The organism is Sulfitobacter sp. D7, from assembly GCF_003611275.1.
GTDB classification, from domain to species: Bacteria; Pseudomonadota; Alphaproteobacteria; order Rhodobacterales; family Rhodobacteraceae; genus Sulfitobacter; species Sulfitobacter profundi.
In genome coordinates this window covers 1147895-1165419 of record NZ_CP020694.1, presented here as the reverse complement: position 1 = coordinate 1165419, position 17525 = coordinate 1147895, and the positions used below count along the sequence as shown (strand labels likewise).

Annotated in this window: 19 protein-coding genes; 11 read left to right on the top strand and 8 right to left on the bottom strand. The window is 63.7% G+C overall.

What is annotated here, in order from left to right; genetic code table 11:
• The first annotated feature begins 9 nt into the window (after positions 1-9).
• Complete coding sequence (gene pssA, locus B5M07_RS05610) at positions 10-789, top strand: CDP-diacylglycerol--serine O-phosphatidyltransferase (RefSeq protein ID WP_120350576.1); 780 nt, start codon at positions 10-12, stop codon at positions 787-789.
• A 1-nt stretch (position 790) separates the two neighbouring features.
• Positions 791-1408 (top strand): class I SAM-dependent methyltransferase, encoded by a 618-nt coding sequence (locus B5M07_RS05605; RefSeq protein ID WP_120350575.1) that lies wholly within the window; start codon positions 791-793, stop codon positions 1406-1408.
• A 31-nt stretch (positions 1409-1439) separates the two neighbouring features.
• Here the strand turns inward: B5M07_RS05605 and irrA are convergent, their stop codons facing one another.
• The gene (gene irrA, locus B5M07_RS05600) at positions 1440-1859 is read right to left on the bottom strand and encodes an iron response transcriptional regulator IrrA (protein WP_120350574.1); all 420 of its coding nucleotides are present in this window, start codon (positions 1857-1859) and stop codon (positions 1440-1442) included.
• Positions 1860-2022: 163 nt separating this feature from the next.
• Between irrA and fabA the strand changes: the two genes are divergently transcribed.
• The gene (fabA, locus tag B5M07_RS05595; RefSeq protein ID WP_120350573.1) at positions 2023-2532 is read left to right on the top strand and encodes a bifunctional 3-hydroxydecanoyl-ACP dehydratase/trans-2-decenoyl-ACP isomerase; all 510 of its coding nucleotides are present in this window, start codon (positions 2023-2025) and stop codon (positions 2530-2532) included.
• Between the two features lie 68 nt (positions 2533-2600).
• On the opposite strand, the gene B5M07_RS05590 is transcribed toward fabA, so the two are convergent.
• Both B5M07_RS05590 and B5M07_RS05585 read right to left on the bottom strand, forming a co-directional pair.
• A complete protein-coding gene (locus B5M07_RS05590; protein ID WP_386280195.1) occupies positions 2601-3203 on the bottom strand; it encodes an SDR family oxidoreductase in 603 nt (200 codons plus the stop codon).
• A 67-nt stretch (positions 3204-3270) separates the two neighbouring features.
• On the bottom strand, positions 3271-4650 hold the full coding sequence (locus B5M07_RS05585) for an NAD-dependent succinate-semialdehyde dehydrogenase (RefSeq protein ID WP_120350572.1): 1380 nt from the start codon (positions 4648-4650) through the stop codon (positions 3271-3273).
• A 163-nt stretch (positions 4651-4813) separates the two neighbouring features.
• Here B5M07_RS05585 and fabB point away from each other — a divergent pair, with 163 nt between their 5' ends.
• Together fabB and B5M07_RS05575 are read left to right on the top strand one after the other, a co-directional pair.
• Positions 4814-6043, top strand: a complete 1230-nt coding sequence (gene fabB / locus B5M07_RS05580) for a beta-ketoacyl-ACP synthase I (protein ID WP_120350571.1) — start codon at positions 4814-4816, stop codon at positions 6041-6043.
• Positions 6044-6052: 9 nt separating this feature from the next.
• Positions 6053-6844 carry an enoyl-ACP reductase FabI gene (locus B5M07_RS05575; RefSeq protein WP_120350570.1) on the top strand — a complete coding sequence of 264 codons (792 nt, stop codon included), beginning with the start codon at positions 6053-6055 and terminating at the stop codon, positions 6842-6844.
• A 186-nt stretch (positions 6845-7030) separates the two neighbouring features.
• On the opposite strand, the gene B5M07_RS05570 is transcribed toward B5M07_RS05575, so the two are convergent.
• Both B5M07_RS05570 and B5M07_RS05565 read right to left on the bottom strand, forming a co-directional pair.
• A complete protein-coding gene (locus B5M07_RS05570; protein ID WP_120350569.1) occupies positions 7031-8146 on the bottom strand; it encodes a THUMP domain-containing class I SAM-dependent RNA methyltransferase in 1116 nt (371 codons plus the stop codon).
• A 108-nt stretch (positions 8147-8254) separates the two neighbouring features.
• Positions 8255-8683 (bottom strand): FKBP-type peptidyl-prolyl cis-trans isomerase, encoded by a 429-nt coding sequence (locus tag B5M07_RS05565; protein ID WP_120350568.1) that lies wholly within the window; start codon positions 8681-8683, stop codon positions 8255-8257.
• Positions 8684-8877: 194 nt separating this feature from the next.
• On the opposite strand from B5M07_RS05565, the gene B5M07_RS05560 reads away from it, so the two are divergent.
• From B5M07_RS05560 to B5M07_RS05535, 6 genes are all read left to right on the top strand, one after another.
• Positions 8878-9564: a haloacid dehalogenase type II gene (locus B5M07_RS05560; protein WP_120350567.1), complete on the top strand. Its 687-nt coding sequence runs from the start codon at positions 8878-8880 to the stop codon at positions 9562-9564.
• Positions 9564-10385 carry an alpha/beta fold hydrolase gene (locus B5M07_RS05555; protein WP_120350566.1) on the top strand — a complete coding sequence of 274 codons (822 nt, stop codon included), beginning with the start codon at positions 9564-9566 and terminating at the stop codon, positions 10383-10385. The genes B5M07_RS05560 and B5M07_RS05555 overlap by 1 nt, the downstream gene beginning before the upstream one ends.
• Complete coding sequence (locus tag B5M07_RS05550; RefSeq protein WP_120350565.1) at positions 10382-11353, top strand: threonine ammonia-lyase; 972 nt, start codon at positions 10382-10384, stop codon at positions 11351-11353. Before B5M07_RS05555 ends, B5M07_RS05550 begins: the two co-directional genes overlap by 4 nt.
• A 110-nt stretch (positions 11354-11463) precedes the next feature.
• Complete coding sequence (gene pcaD / locus B5M07_RS05545; protein WP_120350564.1) at positions 11464-12267, top strand: 3-oxoadipate enol-lactonase; 804 nt, start codon at positions 11464-11466, stop codon at positions 12265-12267.
• Positions 12268-12426: 159 nt separating this feature from the next.
• Positions 12427-13647, top strand: a complete 1221-nt coding sequence (locus B5M07_RS05540; RefSeq protein ID WP_120350563.1) for a TCR/Tet family MFS transporter — start codon at positions 12427-12429, stop codon at positions 13645-13647.
• Positions 13648-13719: 72 nt separating this feature from the next.
• The gene (locus B5M07_RS05535; RefSeq protein WP_120350562.1) at positions 13720-14808 is read left to right on the top strand and encodes a zinc-binding dehydrogenase; all 1089 of its coding nucleotides are present in this window, start codon (positions 13720-13722) and stop codon (positions 14806-14808) included.
• Between the two features lie 17 nt (positions 14809-14825).
• Here the strand turns inward: B5M07_RS05535 and B5M07_RS05530 are convergent, their stop codons facing one another.
• The 3 genes from B5M07_RS05530 to B5M07_RS05520 all read right to left on the bottom strand — a co-directional run bounded on the left by B5M07_RS05530 (position 14826) and on the right by B5M07_RS05520 (position 17482).
• Entirely contained in the window at positions 14826-16103 is a 1278-nt protein-coding gene (locus B5M07_RS05530) for a glycerate kinase type-2 family protein (RefSeq protein WP_120350561.1), read from the bottom strand.
• A gap of 47 nt (positions 16104-16150) precedes the next feature.
• Positions 16151-17140: a glucokinase gene (locus tag B5M07_RS05525; protein ID WP_120350560.1), complete on the bottom strand. Its 990-nt coding sequence runs from the start codon at positions 17138-17140 to the stop codon at positions 16151-16153.
• A 123-nt stretch (positions 17141-17263) separates the two neighbouring features.
• Positions 17264-17482, bottom strand: coding sequence for a hypothetical protein (locus B5M07_RS05520; protein WP_120350559.1), 219 nt, complete (start codon positions 17480-17482; stop codon positions 17264-17266).
• Between the last annotated feature and the right edge of the window lie 43 nt (positions 17483-17525).

The window sequence follows — 17525 nt, the reverse complement described above, 5'->3', positions numbered from 1 at the left end:
GATTGCTGCATGCGCCCCTCTTCTGAAAAGTCCGGCGCAGACCTTGCGCTGATCCAATTGCTGCCAAACGCCCTGACCATCACCGCGATCTGCGCGGGCCTTTCGGCGATCCGCTTTGGCGTGAATGGCAACTATGTGCTGGCGGTGCAACTGATCCTGCTGGCCTGCGTGCTGGATGGGTTGGACGGGCGTCTGGCGCGGCTCTTGCGGTCGTCCAGCCCGATGGGCGCGGAACTGGATTCGCTGGCCGATTTCCTGAACTTTGGCGTGGTGCCGCCGCTGATCCTCTACTTTTGGGCCTTGCAAGACATGGGCGGCGCGGCTTGGATTGCGGTGCTGATCTACGCAGTTTGCTGTGTGGTGAGGCTGGCCCGGTTCAATGTGAACGACAAGGCCGAAGCCGAGAAAGCCAAGAATGGCGACGCGGTCGGGGAATCCGGCTCCTACTTTACCGGCATCCCCTCGCCCGCAGGGGCCCTGCTGGTGTTGTTGCCGATGACGCTGTCCTTTGCTTTCCACAACCGGCCCATTCTGCCGGACTGGATCATTGCGCTGCATATGGTGCTGATCGGGTTTCTGATGATCAGCCGCATCCCCACATGGTCTTTCAAAACCACCAAGATTTCGCGCCGCCATGTGAAATACCTGCTCGTCGGTGTGGCAATTTTTGCCGCAGCGCTGGCGACCTACGCTTGGACCACACTGGTAGTCCTCTGCCTGGCCTATATCGGCATGGTGATCTGGGGCCTACTGCGGGGCAAGAGACTGAATAAACCCAAAAGGAATTAAAATGGATATCAAGGCGGTCGAGACTTCTTATGCCCGCTGGGCGCCGATCTACGACAAGACCTTTGGCGCGCTGACCAGCGGTGGCCGTCGCCATGTGGTTACCCATATCAACAAGGGCGGCGGCACAGTGCTCGAAGTCGGCGTCGGCACCGGATTGTCGCTGCCGCATTACGCGTCACATCTTTCAGTCACAGGTATGGATTTCAGCGATGAGATGCTTGCCAAAGCCCGCGAGCGCGTCGCGCGCGAAGGGCTGACGCATGTAGCCGACCTGCGCCAGATGGATGCCCGCGACCTTGATTTTCCCGACGCCAGCTTTGACACCATCGCCGCCATGCATGTCCTCTCGGTCGTGCCCGAACCTGAGCGCGTCATGGAAGAGATCGCCCGCGTGCTCAAACCCGGCGGTCAGGTGGTCATCGCCAACCACTTCATGCGGACCACCGGCGTGCTGGGCTTTCTTGAAAAGGTCTCGGCCCCCTTCGCCAATACGCTTGGCTGGCATTCGGATTTCGAGATGGAGACCGTGTTGCAACAAGACGCGCTGCAGGTCGAAGACGAACGCGCCTTGCCGCCAATGGGCATGATGACGTTTCTGGTGCTGCGCAAACGCGGCTGATCGCTCACGCGGCGGGGCGCGCCCCGCCCGTTCAGGATTTCCGGCGCAGGCGGATCACCACATCGACCGAGGCAATCTCGGCCCCATCGGGCGCATCGGGAAGCTGCGCGATCACCAATTGCTCAGAAGGCGCGTCGGTCAGCTTGCTGTCGTCTTCCCAAAAGAAATGCGGGTGGTCGTGGGTGTTGGTGTCGAAATAGCTTTTCGAGCCATCCACGGTCACTTCCTGCAACAGCCCCGCATCACAAAAAGCGCGCAGCGTGTTGTAGACCGTGGCCAGCGACACGGCCTCGCCCTGCCCCTTTGCGGCCTCAAACAGGCTTTCAGCGGTGACGTGGCGATCTTGGCCATCGCCCACCAGAAGGCTCGCCAGCGTGACACGTTGGCGCGTAGGGCGCAGCCCGGCCTGAGCCAGCCAGCGCGTTCCGACCTCTTGTTCCTGTTCGGACATCAGTTCCCTGCCTTTCAGGGTCATATAAAGGAGGAAATCCCCGGTTTTCAATTGAAAACCTCAAGCCAATCGTCGCAGCCCCCCGCGCGCGGGCCTTGCAGCATGCCGGAACGCGATGTTAAACGGGGCCGATGTTATAACAGAGCAGCAGGAGAGCCGCAGGATGGCCGACTACCCCACGAGTTTCGACAAGGAAGATCTGCTGAAATGCGCCCGCGGCGAGCTTTTCGGCCCCGGGAACGCACAGCTTCCCGCCCCGCCGATGCTCATGATGGACCGGATCACCGATGTCTCGGCCGATGGCGGCGCCCATGGCAAGGGCCATATCATCGCCGAGTTCGACATCACGCCCGACCTGTGGTTTTTCGAATGTCACTTCCCCGGCAACCCGATCATGCCCGGCTGTCTGGGCCTTGACGGTCTGTGGCAATTGACCGGTTTCAACCTCGGCTGGCGCGGCTGGCAGGGGCGCGGCTATGCGCTTGGCGTGGGCGAAGTAAAGCTGACGGGCATGGTGCGCCCTGAGCGCAAGATGCTGACCTATAAGATTGATTTCACCAAGGCGATCCAGACCCGCCGCCTGACCATGGGCGTGGCCGATGGCATCGTCGAAGCCGATGGCGAGGTGATCTATCAGGTGAAAGACATGAAAGTCGCGCTGAGCGAAAGCTGAGCCAAAGCGACATTCCGACAAGAAAAAAGGGGGCCCGCGTGGCCCCCTTTTGCGTTTGCATCACCCGTTCAGAGCGTCTGCATCTCTTGCACCTTGCCATCGTGGCGCCCGGTAACTGCCGCCTCGGCCAAAACGGCGGCGACATCAGCGCGATGTGCCTTGCCTTTCTGATCGACACCTTCGCCGAGATTGATCGCATTGGTCTTGGGGTCATCGGTCAGCGCCACAGGCCGCAGGATCGAATGGGTCAACCCAGAGGCTTGCAGGTGCGCGTCTGCTGCCTGCTTCGCCTTCAGGTAATGGGTCATCTCATTGTCCTCCGGCGGATTGTCGGCACCGACAGAGCTCAGCATGACGAAACGCTCAACATCGGCCTCGCGCGCCAGATCGACCAGATGTTGCGCGCCCTCGCGGTCGACCTTCTCGGTCATCTCTGGCCCTGTGCTCCCGCCAGATCCGGCAGCAAAGACCACCGCATCGACGCCATCACAGACGCCCGCCTGCAGATTGGTCAAATCACCCTTCCGCTGCTCGGTGCCCTCCGGCAAAACCGATGTGTCTGAACCGTCGCGCACCAGCGCGATGGGCTCGGCCCCTCGGTCTTTCAGTTCACTGACGAGCAAACGCCCGGTTTTGCCGGTCGCACCGGCGACAAGTACTTTCATAGTCATCTAGAACCTCTTGCAATCTATCGTTCAAATCGGCGAGCGGCATGCAGCACCGCCCGCCCTTTGCCATTTAGGACGGCAGAAAAATCGCCTTGGCGTTGACGAATTCGCTCATGCCAAAACCGCCATGTTCACGTCCATAACCGGAGTTCTTGACCCCGCCGAAGGGCATATTCGGATCCGCCAACCCAAAACCGTTGATCCGGATCATCCCGGTGTCAAACTCGGCCCGAGCCAACTCAAGTGCGCGGTCTTCGTCTTTCGAGAAGATACCGCCGCCAAGACCATAGCGGCTGTCATTGGCAATGCGCATCGCATCTTCATCGTCCTTCGCGCGGATCACCGAGGCGACAGGGCCGAAGATTTCATCGTCATAGGCGGGCGAGCCGGGCTTCACATTGCCCAACACGGTCGATGGATAGTAGGCACCGGTACGATCAGGCACTTCGCCACCGCAGAGCAGTTCGCAGCCTTTCTCGACGCTTTCCTTAACCTGATCGCGCACTGTTTCGAACTGCTCTTGGCTCGACAACGGGCCAAGGCCGGTGCTTTTGTCCATCGGGTCGCCCATCTCGATCGATTTCATCTGCTCGACAAAAGCTTTCACGAAGGCATCGTAGTTTTTGTCGGTCACGATAAAGCGTTTCGCCGAAATGCAGGTCTGGCCGTTGTTGTAAATCCGACCAGCAGCAGAGAATTTCACCGCCGTGTCGATATCCGCGTCATCCAACACGATGAAGGCATCGTTCGAGCCCAGCTCCAGCACCGATTTCTTGAGATGCTTTGCCGCCAGCGACCCAATGTGGCTGCCCGCCTTGTCAGAGCCTGTCATGGTCACGCCGCGCACCAGATCATGGGCGATCAGCTTGTCGCTGGTGTCATGGTCGATGATGACGACGTTAAACAGGTCTTTCGGCAGGCCCGCCTCTTCGCAAATTTCCTTAAGACGCAGCGCGCTGCCGGTACAAATCTGGGCATGTTTCAGGACGTTACCATTGCCTGCCATCAGGTTTGCCGCCAAAACGCGGACCGGCTGGTAAAAGGGGAAGTTCCAAGGCTGGACCGAATAGATCACGCCTATCGGCTGATAGGTCACCACGCCGTTTTTCTTGCCATCCATCAACTCGCGGGTCTCGTCCTTGAGCTTTTCCGGGCCCGCATCGGCGGTCCAGTCGAAGATCGCGGCGCAGAGGTCAACTTCGTCAAGGCTGTCTTGATAGAGCTTACCCACCTCGCGGGTCATCAACTCAGCCAGTTCCTCTTTATTATCGCGCAGCTTTTCAGCAATCTTTTTCAAATAGGGCGCGCGCTCAGTATGGGAGAGCTTGCGCCAATCCTTAAAGGCCTCATGCGTGGCTTCGACCGCGCGGAGCGCCTCGGCTTCGGACATGACGTTGTAGGTGTTCAGTACCTCTTCGGTGGCGGGGTTTACCGTCTTGATCTCGGGCATTCTGTTCTCCTTTATGTCTCGCTGTGCAAACACCGCCCGTCCAGCGCGCGTTCCATCACAGAACCTTGACCGCGAACTTCGCGCCCGCAGGACCGGCAAACCGCTTGCGCCGTATGGGCGTGCTGGCATACACCGGGGCTGCCAAAACAAAGGAGTGCTGCGCATGCGCCGCGTCGTCGTCACAGGATTGGGGATTGTCTCATCCATCGGAAATAACGCCGAAGAAGTGCTCGATGCACTCAAGAACGGCACATCCGGGATCGAAGCCAGCCCGGAGATGGCCGAACACGGGTTCCGCAGCCGCGTCGCCGGCACGCTCAAGATCAATCTGGCCGATCATATCGACAAGCGCACCCTGCGCTTCATGGGGCCGGGCGCGGGTTATGCCTATGTCGCGATGGATCAGGCGATCAAGGATGCCGGGCTGAGTGAAGATCAGATCAGCAACCCGCGCACCGGTCTGGTGGCAGGCTCCGGCGGGCCGTCGACCAGCGCCATGTTCGCCGCGCATAACATCGTCAAAGACACCGGGGCGACCAAGCGCATCGGGCCTTTTGCCGTGCCGAAATGCATGTCTTCGACTGTCAGCGCGAACCTTTCGACCGCGTTCAAGATTAAGGGAATTAACTATTCCATCACCTCCGCCTGTTCCACCTCGCTGCATTGCATCGGCAACGCGGCCGAGCAGATCATGCTGGGCAAGCAAGACGTGATGTTTGCCGGTGGCGGCGAAGAGTTGGACTGGACGCTGTCGTGCCTCTTCGACGCGATGGGCGCGATGTCGTCCAAGTACAATGACGCGCCCGAAACGGCGAGCCGCGCCTTCGACGCCGACCGCGACGGTTTCGTGATCTCCGGCGGCGGCGGTATGCTCGTGCTCGAAGACCTCGACCACGCGCTGGCGCGCGGTGCGAAAATCTATGCCGAAGTGACCGGCTATGCCGCCACCAGCGACGGCCACGACATGGTGGCCCCCAGCGGTGAAGGCGGCGAGCGTGCGATGCGTCTGGCGCTCGACACCCTGCCCGAAGGCCGCAAGGTCGGCTATATCAACGCGCACGGCACCTCGACGCCCGTCGGCGACGTGGGCGAAATCGAAGCCGTCCGCCGGGTCTTTGGCCAAGGCAGCACGCCGCCAGTAAGCTCGACCAAGTCGATGACCGGCCACGCGCAGGGCGCTGCGGGCGCACTGGAGGCGATCTTCAGCCTGCTGATGCTCGACAACGATTTCATCGCCCGGTCGATCAATGTGCAAAACCTCGACCCCGCGCTCGATCCTTCGGAGATTGCGCTGGAGCGCGTCGACAACGCGGGCCTCGATTCCGTGATGACCAACTCCTTCGGGTTTGGTGGCACCAATGGGTCGATGATCCTGTCAAAGTATAAGGGCTGAGGGCGCGATATGTCAGGAATGCTTGCAGGAAAACGCGGCCTTATCATGGGCGTGGCCAACGAACGGTCTATCGCTTGGGGCATCGCGAAAGCGATGTCCGAGGCCGGGGCCGAACTGGCCTTTACCTATCAGGGCGAAGCCTTTGGCAAACGCCTTGAGCCGCTGGCGCAGAGCGTCGGATCGGACTTCATGGTCGATGTCGATGTGACCGATGACGCCTCGCTCGACCGTGCTTTTGATGAGCTGGGCGCGCGCTGGCCGACGATTGACTTCGTCGTGCATGCCATTGCTTTCTCAGATAAATCCGAGTTAACGGGCCGGTTTCTGAACACCAGTCGGGCGAACTTCAAGAACTCGATGGACATCTCGGCCTATTCATTCATCGACGTCGCGCGCCGCGCGCATCCGCTGATGGTCGAGAACGGCGGCACGCTGATGACGCTGACCTACATGGGGTCGAACCGCGTGACGCCGAATTACAACGTGATGGGTGTGGCCAAGGCGGCGTTGGAAAGCGCCACGCGCTATCTGGCGAATGATCTGGGGCCGGAAGGCATCCGCGTAAACGCGATTTCACCGGGGCCGATGAAGACACTGGCGGGGGCTGCCATCGGTGGCGCGCGCAAGACCTATAAGCACACGGATCAAAACGCGCCGCTGCGGTCGAATGCGACGTTGGAGGCTGTTGGTGGCACGGCGGTTTATCTGGCATCGGATGCGGGGGCCTGCACCACGGGCGAGATTGTCCGGGTCGATGGGGGCTTTCATGTGCTGGGGATGCCGCAGGCGGAGCATCTTTAAACACGCACTGAGGGCCATCGCCTGCCCGCGGGTCGGCGATGCAACGGCTGGACCTTGCCACTTTATGGTTCAGCCGTGACGTGACTTCGCCAAGTCGCGTCTAGCCTCACCAAATCGCCTACCCGGGGGGGCGGGCAGGCGATGGCCCGGCGCCTGCGGCTTGATTCCGGGCTCAGGTGGTAGGTTCTACCGCAGCACATCCGTCTGCCAGAGCCAGATCTTCATCCCCCCATGCGCTATCGCTGGCCCCTGCGGTTTCCATGGCAGCCCTGTCGCCCGCGCCAGAGGCGGCTCTGACGTTACCAGCCCCACGCGCCAGCCGCGGAACCGCGTCTTCAGCGTCTCGCCCAGCGTCCCATACAAAGGATACAGCAGCTTCTTATTCCCAATCCGCCCCCCATAAGGCGGGTTCACGATCACCAGCCCCGGCGGACCCTCTGGCGGCTGCACCTCCCCTGCCCCGTGGCAGGCGAAATGACACCACGCACCCACACCCGCACGCTCGGCATTGGCCGTGCTCATGCGGATCGCGCCTGCGTCCCGGTCCGAGCCGTAGAACCGCGCCGCAGGTTCGGCCACCGCCCCACCGCTGCGCATCTCCTCCCAAACCCCGGCATCGAAACTCGCCAAATCCTCAAAGGCAAAGCTTCGGCTGCGCCCCGGTTTCACCCCCGCCGCAATCTCTGCCGCTTCGATCAGAAACGTCCCCGAGCCGCACATCGGATCCACCACCGGCTCGCCCGGCGTGTACCCACATGACCGCAACATCAGCGCCGCCATATTCTCGCGCATCGGCGCCTTGCCCACGGCCTCTTTATGCCCGCGTTTGTGCAGCGCCTCGCCAGAGGTATCGAGGCTGAATTGCACCGCATTGTCGTGGATGCGCACCTTGAGCACCAATGCTGCCTCGGCATCCACCGTGATGCCATGGCTTTCATGCAGCGCCGTCTCAACCCGCTGCTGCGCGGCCCCGGCATGGTAAATCTTCGACGCCTTGCACGTCACCTGCACCTTCACCGGCACATCGGCACGCAGCACGTCACCAAAGGGAAACTTGCGGCAGCGCTTGTCCAACTGCGCCAGATGGAAGGCCATAAACCCGCCGATCCGCGCCAGCACGCGACCTGCCCCGCGCAGCTCTAGGTTCGCGCGCCAAACCTCGGGCCAGCCGCCCTGCACAGTCACGCCGCCGGGCTGCGCCTGCGCTTCGGCAAAACCTTTTTCCTGCACCTCGGCGCAGAGCAAATCCTCAAGCCCGGGCGGGCAAACAAGGAAAATCTCGAATGTATCTGGGGTATCCATGGCCCCTGCATAAGCGCCTGCGCGCTGCGGTGCGAGGGGAAAAAGACGCGCATCGCGCCTTGTAGGCCCACCGGAGAGACATCCCCCCGGCAGGCAGTGTCAGATCGCTTAGGCGATTTTGACCAGTTCGATGTCGAACTGCAGGTCTTTGCCCGCCAGCGGGTGGTTGGCGTCGAGGGTCACGGTGGTCTCGTCCACTTCCACCACCGTCACCGGCAGCGCCTGACCTTCGGGGGTCTGCATCTGCAACTGCGTGCCGGGATCAAGCGGGATGTCCGCCGGAATGCCTTCGCGCGGCACCGATTGGCGCATCTCGGGGTTCACCGGGCCATAAGCTTCTTCGCTGGGCACCTGAACGACCTTCTTGTCGCCTTCGGTCATGCCGGGCAGCGCGCTGTCGAGGCCGGGAATGATCTGACCCGAACCCACAACGAACTCCAACGGGTCACGACCCTCAGAGCTATCAAATGTGGTGCCGTCCTGCAGCGTGCCGGTATAGTGAATCTGTACTGTGTCGCCGGATTTGACCTCAGCCATTGTTGTCTCCAATTTGTCAGGGGAAAAAGGGAAGGAGGCCGCGTATCTGCGCGGGTGCTCCAAATTCCGCGACAGCATGAAGATTGTGATCCCGAGAGTAAACCCCCAGTCCCGGCCGATTGGGGAATTCGCCCCTTTCCGCCGCTGCGTCCGCGTGCCACTCTGCCGCGACACGGAAAGGGAGAGCCTGTCAGATGCCCATCACAACCTGCGTTTTCGACGCTTACGGAACCCTGTTCGACGTGGCCGCCGCCGCCCGCGAGGCCGCGCGGGAGCCCGCCTTTGCCGCCATCGCCGAGACTTGGCCGCAGCTGGCAGAACACTGGCGCCTCAAGCAGTTGCAGTATTCATGGCTGCGCGCCGTGACCGGGGCGCATGACGATTTCTGGCAGGTCACCCAAGAGGGTCTGGACTGGTCGTTGGAGAAGATGGGCGTCGCTGACGACCCTGCCCTACGCGAGCGCCTCTTAGCGCTTTATTGGGAGCTTCAGGCTTTTGCGGAGGTTCCCGCCATGCTGCGCGCGCTGAAAGACGGCGGCCTGAACACCGCGATCTTATCCAACGGCTCGCCCGCGATGCTGGACGGAGCGGTGCAATCTGCGGGAATCAGTGACCTTTTGGATGTGTCGCTCTCGGTCGAAAGTGTTGGGGTCTTCAAACCCCATGTATCGGTCTATGATCTTGTCGGGCAGCACTACGGCTGCGCCAAAGACGAGGTGCTGTTCGTCTCCTCCAACGGCTGGGACGCGGCGGCGGCGACGGGCTATGGTTTCACGACCGCATGGGTGAACCGGGGCGGCGATCCGGTGGACCGGCTGCCATGGAAACCGGCGCATCAGTTGCGAGACCTCAGCGGCATCCCTGCATTGGCGGGCCTTTGATGGCCCGGTTCACCACCTCCGACGGGCTGTCACTGCACTACACGGACGACGGCTCCGGCCTGCCGATCCTCTGCCTTGCTGGCCTCACCCGCACCGGGGCGGATTTCGACTATCTGGCCCCGCATCTGGCGGATCATCGCCTGATCCGCATGGATTACCGGGGCCGAGGGCGTTCGGATTTTGACCAGAATTGGCAGAACTACACGCTGCCGGTGGAATGCCGTGATGTGCTGGAACTGCTGGCGCATCTGGGGTTGGACAAGGTCGCCATCATCGGCACCTCGCGCGGCGGGCTTAATGCGATGGGACTAGCGATGATCGCCCATGATCACCTGCTGGGCGTGGCGCTGAATGATGTCGGGCCAGAACTGGACGCCAAGGGGATCGAGTTCATCATGGGATATCTGGGCCGCAACCCCGCCGCCAAGACCTATGAAGAGGCCGCCGCCGCCATGGCCCGGGCCTTTCCCGAATTTCGCGGCGTGCCGGAAGGCCGTTGGCTGGAAGAGGTGCAGCGCCATTACACAGCCACCGACGACGGGCTGAAAATCACCTATGACCCGCATCTGCGCGATGCCATCGCCACAGCAGGGCAGCCGACGCCCGACCTCTGGCCGTTTTTCGACGCGCTTCAGGGCATGCCGCTCGCGGCGATCCGGGGGGCCAATTCGACCCTGCTCAGCCGCGAAACGCTGATGCAGATGCAGGCGCGGCGGCCGGATATGATCGTGGCCGAGGTGCCGGATCGCGGCCATGTGCCGTTTCTCGACGAACCCGAGGCGCTGGCCGCGTTGCACGAATGGATAGGACAATTGCAATGAACATCGACATGATCCGCGCCGCCGCCGCCCGGGCAGAGGGCCATGTGCGGCGCACGCCCCTGTTGAACTCGCCCTTTCTGGACGAGATCGCGGGCCGTCGCATTTGGGTCAAGCCAGAGTGCTTGCAACATACCGGCAGTTTCAAGTTTCGCGGTGCGTGGTCGGCGCTGTCATCGCTGGATCCTGACGCGCGGGCGAAGGGTGTCATCGCCTATTCCAGCGGCAACCACGCGCAGGGCGTGGCGCTGGCGTCGAAAATGCACGGTGCCCCCGCCGTGATCGTCATGCCCAAAGACAGCCCGCGGCAGAAAATCGCCAACACCCGCGCCTATGGGGCCGAGGTCGTGCTCTATCACCGCGCGAATGAGAGCCGCGAGGAGATCGGCGCGCGACTGGCCGAAGAACGCGGCCTCACGCTGATCAAACCCTATGACGAGCCGCAGGTGATCGCGGGCCAAGGCACCACGGGGCTGGAGATTGCACAGCAGGCAGCCGAGGCGGGGATCCACTCTGCCGAAGTCATCGTCTGCTGCGGCGGCGGTGGCCTAACCTCTGGCATCGCCTTGGCGTTGGAGGCCGAGGCCCCCGCCCTCCGCGTGCGCCCGGCAGAGCCGGAAGGCTTTGACGATGCGGCCCGGTCACTGGCCTCTGGCAAGATCGAGCAGAACCCAAGCGCTTTGGGATCAATATGCGACGCCATCGTCACACCCGCGCCGGGCGAGCTGACTTTTCCGATCATGCAACGGCTTGTCGGGCCGGGGCTGGTGGTGAGCGACGACGAGGCGCTGAAGGCGATGGGCCATGCCTTTAACCGGCTGAAGGTTGTGGCCGAGCCGGGCGGTGCCGTGGCGCTGGCGGCGGCACTGTTCCGTGGGGCAGAGATTGAGGGCGACGATGTGATCGTCACCATCTCTGGCGGGAATGTGGATGCGGATATGTTCGCGCGCGCATTGCAGACGTTGGGGTAAAGACAAGGGCAGCCCCGCCCTAGGGCGGGGCATTTCTGATCTGTCCCGCCTTTGACCTGCGCCGCGCGCGCTATATGCTGGCCACCACCGCCGCTCACAGGAGACCCCCCATGCAGATATTCGATATCGGTGACGTCCAACTTCACTACCGCGTCGATGGCCCCGAAGACGGCGCGCCTGTGGTCTTTGCCAATTCGCTCGGCACCGATATGCGCCTGTGGGATCCGATCCTACCGCTCCTCGCCCCCGGTCTGCGCATCATCCGTTTTGATAAACGCGGCCATGGCCTCTCATCCTGCCCGCCCGCGCCCTATTCGATGGGGTCGCTCATTACCGATACCGAACGGCTGCTCGATCACCTGCAGGTGCGCAACTGCGTCTTCGTCGGGCTCTCGATCGGCGGCATGATCGCGCAGGGGCTGGCCGTCAAACGCCTCGATATGATCCGCGCGGTGGTGCTCAGCAACACCGCCACCAAGATCGGCAACCGCGACATTTGGGCCGAGCGCATTGCTGCCGTGGAACAGGGCGGCATCGAGAGCCTCGCTGATGCCGTGATGGAACGCTGGTTCTCTGCCCAGTTCCGCGCCACGCCAGAACTGGCGCTTTGGCGCAACATGCTCACCCGCCAGCCAGACGCGGGCTATGCGGGCTGTTCGGCGGCGATCTCGCACAGCGATTTCATGACCCCCACCTCCGGCCTGCGCCTGCCCGCGCTTGGCATCGCAGGGTCCGAGGACGGCTCCACCCCGCCCGACCTGGTGCGCGAGTTGATGGACCTGATCCCCGCCTCGAAATTCAAACTGATCCGCCGCGCGGGGCACCTGCCTTGTGCCGAGCAGCCGCAAGAATACGCCGAAGTGCTGAACGAATTCCTCGCCAACGTCGGGCATATCCCCAAGGCGCAGGGCTGAGCATGGTGCCATGCGATCACGACACCCCTGCTTTCCGCGCCGGGCAGGCAAATTGCGCGCAGCCGACTGGCCCCGACCGCGCCCAGACCGATGCGCAGCCGCGTCACCTTGCACCGGGCGCCCTTGCCTTTGCCCCTCACGCGGACCACATCTGACCGAATGCCGCTGCCACTGATCTTTATCCTTGTGACGGTGATGATCGATGCCATGGGCGTCGGTCTGATCCTGCCCGTGATGCCGGACCTGATCCGCGAAGTGCGCGGCGGGGGGCTGAGTGATGCGGCCCTTTGGGGCGGCGTGCTGGCCACGGGGTTTGCCGCGATGCAATTCCTCTTCGGCCCGGTTTTGGGTGGCCTGTCCGACCGTTTTGGCCGCCGTCCGGTCTTGCTGCTGGCACTGGTCGTGATGACGGTGGATTACGGCGTCATGGCACTGGCGGGCAGTGTCTGGCTGCTGCTGATCGGGCGGCTGGTGGGCGGTGTGACGGCGGCAACCCATGCCACGGCCTCGGCCTATATGGCCGACATCTCTCCGGCGCAGGACCGCGCGGCGCGTTTCGGGCTGATCGGCGCAGCCTTTGGCGCGGGCTTTGTTCTGGGGCCGCTGATGGGCGGCATCTTGGGCGAATATGGCACCCGCGCGCCGTTTTGGGCGGCGGCGGTGCTGGCGGCGGGCAATGCGGCCCTCGGCTGGGCTGTGCTGCGCGAAACCCTGCCCCAGACGCAACGCCGCGCCTTTGATTGGCGGCGGGCCAATCCGCTGGGTGCGTTGCGTGCCCTTGGCCGCCTGCCCGAGATCGGCAGGCTTCTGGCGGTCTATTTCATCTACCACGTGGGCTTTGCCGCCTATCCGGCAGTCTGGGCCTATTTCGGGGTTGAGCGTTTCGGCTGGTCCCCTACGATGATCGGCCTGTCACTGGGTCTTTTTGGCGTGCAGATGGCCCTTGTCCAAGGCGCGCTGATCGGCCCCGTGATCCGCCGCTTGGGCGCCCGTGCCACGGTGATCTTGGGCCATGTCTTTGCCCTTGCCGCCTTTGCCGCGCTGACCGTGCTGACCTCAGGCACTTGGGCGCTGATCATGACCCCGCTTGCCGCCCTTGCCGGGGTCATCCCCCCGGCGCTTCAAGGCATCATGTCGGCCCGCGTCAGCGCTGATGCCCAAGGCGAGCTGCACGGCGCGCTCAGTTCCTCCACCGCGCTAGCGATGATCATCTCTCCCTTGGCGATGACCGCGGTCTTTGCGTATTTCACGGCCCCCGATACCGCGCTCTACCTGCCCGGCGCGCCCTTCCTGCTGGCGCTGTTTCTGACCCTCGGCGGGCTGGTGATCTTTGCCAGCCGCCCTCCCCTCACGTCACAAACCGGCACTTCGCCGCATTAGGCCCGTTCCCCGCCTTGCGCCACCGGCCCTTCCGCGTCAGGCTGGCGAAAACCAAGTGAAAAGGACAGGCCATTGCAAACCATCAAAGCCGCCGTCTGCCATGCCTTTGACAGCCCGCTGAGCGTCGAAGACATCCGCCTGCAGGCACCACAATCCGGCGAGGTCGAAGTGACCTTGGATGCCGTGGCGATCTGCCACTCCGACATCCTGTTTGCCGAAGGCGGCTGGGGCGGCACCCTGCCTGCCGTCTATGGCCATGAGGCCGCAGGCCGGGTCAGCGCCGTAGGGCCGAATGTACAGGGGCTGGTCGAGGGCGACAGCGTGGTGGTCACCCTGATCCGCGCCTGCGGCAGCTGCCCCAACTGTGCCTCGGGTCAGCCGACGATCTGCGAAACACCGCAAGCGCCCGAAGGGCCGCTTCAGACCGCAGAGGGGGCGCCGCTTTTTCAAGCCATGAACACCGGCGGTTTCGCCGAAAAAGTGGTGGTCGACCGCTCGCAGGCCGTGAAAATCTCACACGACATCCCCAAAGACGCCGCCTGTCTGATCGCTTGCGGCGTGATCACCGGCGTGGGTGCCGTGGTCAATGCAGCGGGCCTGCGCGCAGGCCAAGATGTGGTGGTGATCGGCGCGGGCGGGGTCGGCCTTAATGCCATCCAAGGGGCGCGCATCGCGGGCGCACGGCGGATCGTGGCGGTGGACATGACCGAAGAAAAACTCGCCATCGCCCGCGAATTCGGCGCGACCGACACCGTGCTCGCGACCGAGGCGAAACCGTGGCGCGCGGCCTTCAAGGCCATGGGGCGCGGGGCGGATGCCGTGATCGTCACCGTCGGCGCGATCCCCGCCTATGAAACCGCGCCGCGCTACCTTGCGGCCGGGGGCCGGGTGATCATGGTTGGCATGCCCCACAGCGGGGCCGAGGCCAGCTATGAGCCGGTGGTCCTTGCCGCCTTGGGGCAAGGTATGGTCGGCTCCAAAATGGGCGACGTGGTGATCCAGCGCGATATCCCGTGGATGGTCGACCTTTACCTTCAGGGCCGCTTGCAACTCGACAACCTGATCTCCGGGCGCTGGCGGCTGGATCAGATCAACGAGGCGATTGCCGACACCAAGACCGGCGCTGCGAAGCGCAACGTGATTATCTTCGACCGCACCTAGGCGGACCCAGAACCGGCTCAGCTTTCGGGTAGATCGCCGATCAGCAGGGCGCGGAAATCATTCACATTGGTCCCGGTGGGGCCGGTGTGAAACAGGGCGTCTACCGCCGCAAACGCGCCGTAGGCATCGTTGTGTTGCAAGGCGCGGCGCGGGTCCACCCCTGCCGCGCGCATCGCGCCCGCCGTGCCCGGCGTGACGAATGCGCCCGCGTTGTCCTCGGACCCGTCGATGCCGTCGGTGTCCGCCGCCAAGGCGGTGATGCCTTCCTGCCCGTCGAGCGCCAGCGCCAAGGACAGCGCGAATTCACTGTTGCGCCCGCCGCGCCCCTTGTGGCGCAGGGTGACCGTCGTCTCTCCGCCTGAGAGCAGCACCAGCGGCGCGGGATGCGGGAAACCGCTTTGTTGCGCCTGCCGGGCAAGTGCGGCATGCACCAGCGCCACCTCGCGCGCCTCGCCTTCGATCGCGTCCGACAGTATCCATGCGGTCACCCCCCGCGCCTGTGCCGCCTTGGCCGCCGCGGTGAGGGACAGACCCGCAGAGGCAATAACATGCGTGACCGTCTTGCTGGGCGCGTCTTGCGCAGGCTGCTGCGCGGCCTCTTGCAGAAAAGCCATGCAACGAGGCGGCAGTTCCAGCCCCCGCGCGGCCACCTCCTCCAACACCTTCGCCGCGGCCCGTCGCCCCGGCACCGTAGGGCCAGAGGCCACGGCCCCCGGATCATCCCCCGGCACATCCGAGACGACAAGGCTCACCACCTGCGCGGGATAGGCCAGTTCCGCCAGACGCCCGCCGTTCACCGTGCTGAACTGTTTGCGGATGTCATTCATCACCGAGATTGGCGCGCCTGAGGCCAGAAGCGCCGAGTTCAACGCCTGCAAATCCTCTAGCGTCAGCCCCTCGGGTGGGGCGGGCAAAAGCGACGACCCGCCGCCGCAGATCAGCGCGATCACCTGATCCTCCGGCCCCAGCCCGCGCAGCGCATCCTGCAAGGCGCGGGCGGCCTCGATCCCGGCCTGATCTGGCACCGGATGGGCGGCCTCCAACACCTTGATGCGCTGGCAGGGCGCGCCATAGCCATAGCGGGTGACCACGACACCGTCATAGGGATGCGGCCAGAGCGCCTCGAACGCCTGCGCCAATTGCGCCGCCCCTTTGCCCGCGCCGATCACCACCGTGCGGCCCTTGGGGGGCGGCGGCAGCCTGTCCTTCAAGATCAGCCGCGGATCGGCGGCGGCGACGGCGGTGTCGAACAGGTTGGCCAAGAACTGGCGTTTCGGATCATTGAGGTTGGACATAGGGCACTCCGGCTGCTGTGGCGATCATGGCGGCCCGCTGCCTGCTGTCAATCCGGCAGGGGGCGTTCGTGCTGCACAAACAGACAGTTGCGCGCACCCATGAGGCCAAAATCGGGGTCATTGCACAGGCCCAAGGGCAGCGCCGCGCGCCATTTGCTGTGCCGCCCGCCCGCGTTGAAGGCAGCGAGGAAGGCCTCATCCAACATCCAAGGGTTCTGCTGCGCCACGCCCCCCGTGATGAAAACCCCACCGCGCGCACCCAAGACCAGCCCCAAGTCCCCCGCAACCCCGCCAAGATATCGCGCCATCAAGGCCACCGCCCGGCAGGCACTCGTGTCCTCCCCAACCTTGGCCGCGGCAAAGATCGCCGCCGCCCCCTCCAGATGCGCCGCCTCGCCGCGGGCGGTTGCGATGGCGCGGTACCAATAGGGGATGCCGGTGCCCGACAGGATCGCCTCGGCCTCGACCGCCAGCGCGTCGCCCATCTGGACCTCGGGCCAAAGCGCGATCAGGGCTTCAAAATAGGCCACTTCCTCGGCGCTATGAGGGGTCAGCCGCAGATGCCCGCCTTCGCCCGGCACCGCCGTGGGCCGCGCCCCTTGCCAGACCAAAGACCCCACGCCCAAGCCCGTTCCCGGCCCGACAATCACCCGCGCGCCCGGTTGCGGCGCAGGGCCGCCCTGGAGAAAGCTCACCTTTGCCGCGTCCAGCGTGGCCAAGGACCAGGCCGCCGCCTCGAAATCATTGAGCAGCAGTACCTTGCCGGGCGCCACATCGCAGGCCCGCGCCAAATCATCGCGCGAGATGCTGCGCGCGGCGTTGGTCATGCGCACCTGCCCGTCGACAACCACCCCGGCCACCGCCATCGCGACCCCCTCGGGCGCGCCGCCCATCTCGCTACAAAGCGCCGCACAGGCGTCTGGCAATGTGGTCAGCCCATCGGTGCGATGCGTGCAGCGCCGCACCACCGCGCCTGCCGGGTCCACCGCCGCAAGCCGCAGGTTGGTGCCGCCAATGTCCCCTACAAGATTCCACATATGTCTGCCCCGTTACCCTTGTTTCCGGTGCAAGATGGCCCGCTCGCACGGCAGAGGTCAAACAACAAAAAACCCGGAAGCAAAGGCTTCCGGGTCTTGGCGGTCAACGCTGTTGACTGGGGGTCAATCGGGTGCGACAGGCACGGTTGCCGTATCATCGCCCTCAATCGCGTTGCCCTCGTCGACGATGACCTCGTCTTCGGTACCGGGGGCGGTGGCGACTTCCTCGCCCGTCCAAAAGACAATGATGCCGATGCCAAAGACCACGACAATCGCCATGCCGATCAAGGGCCACTTGTGACGGCTTTCCTGCTTTTTCAGATTTGTGTCTGGTGGACTCATGATCCGCTCCCTTTCGCTGGCTTCGGGCTATGCCGCGCAACAC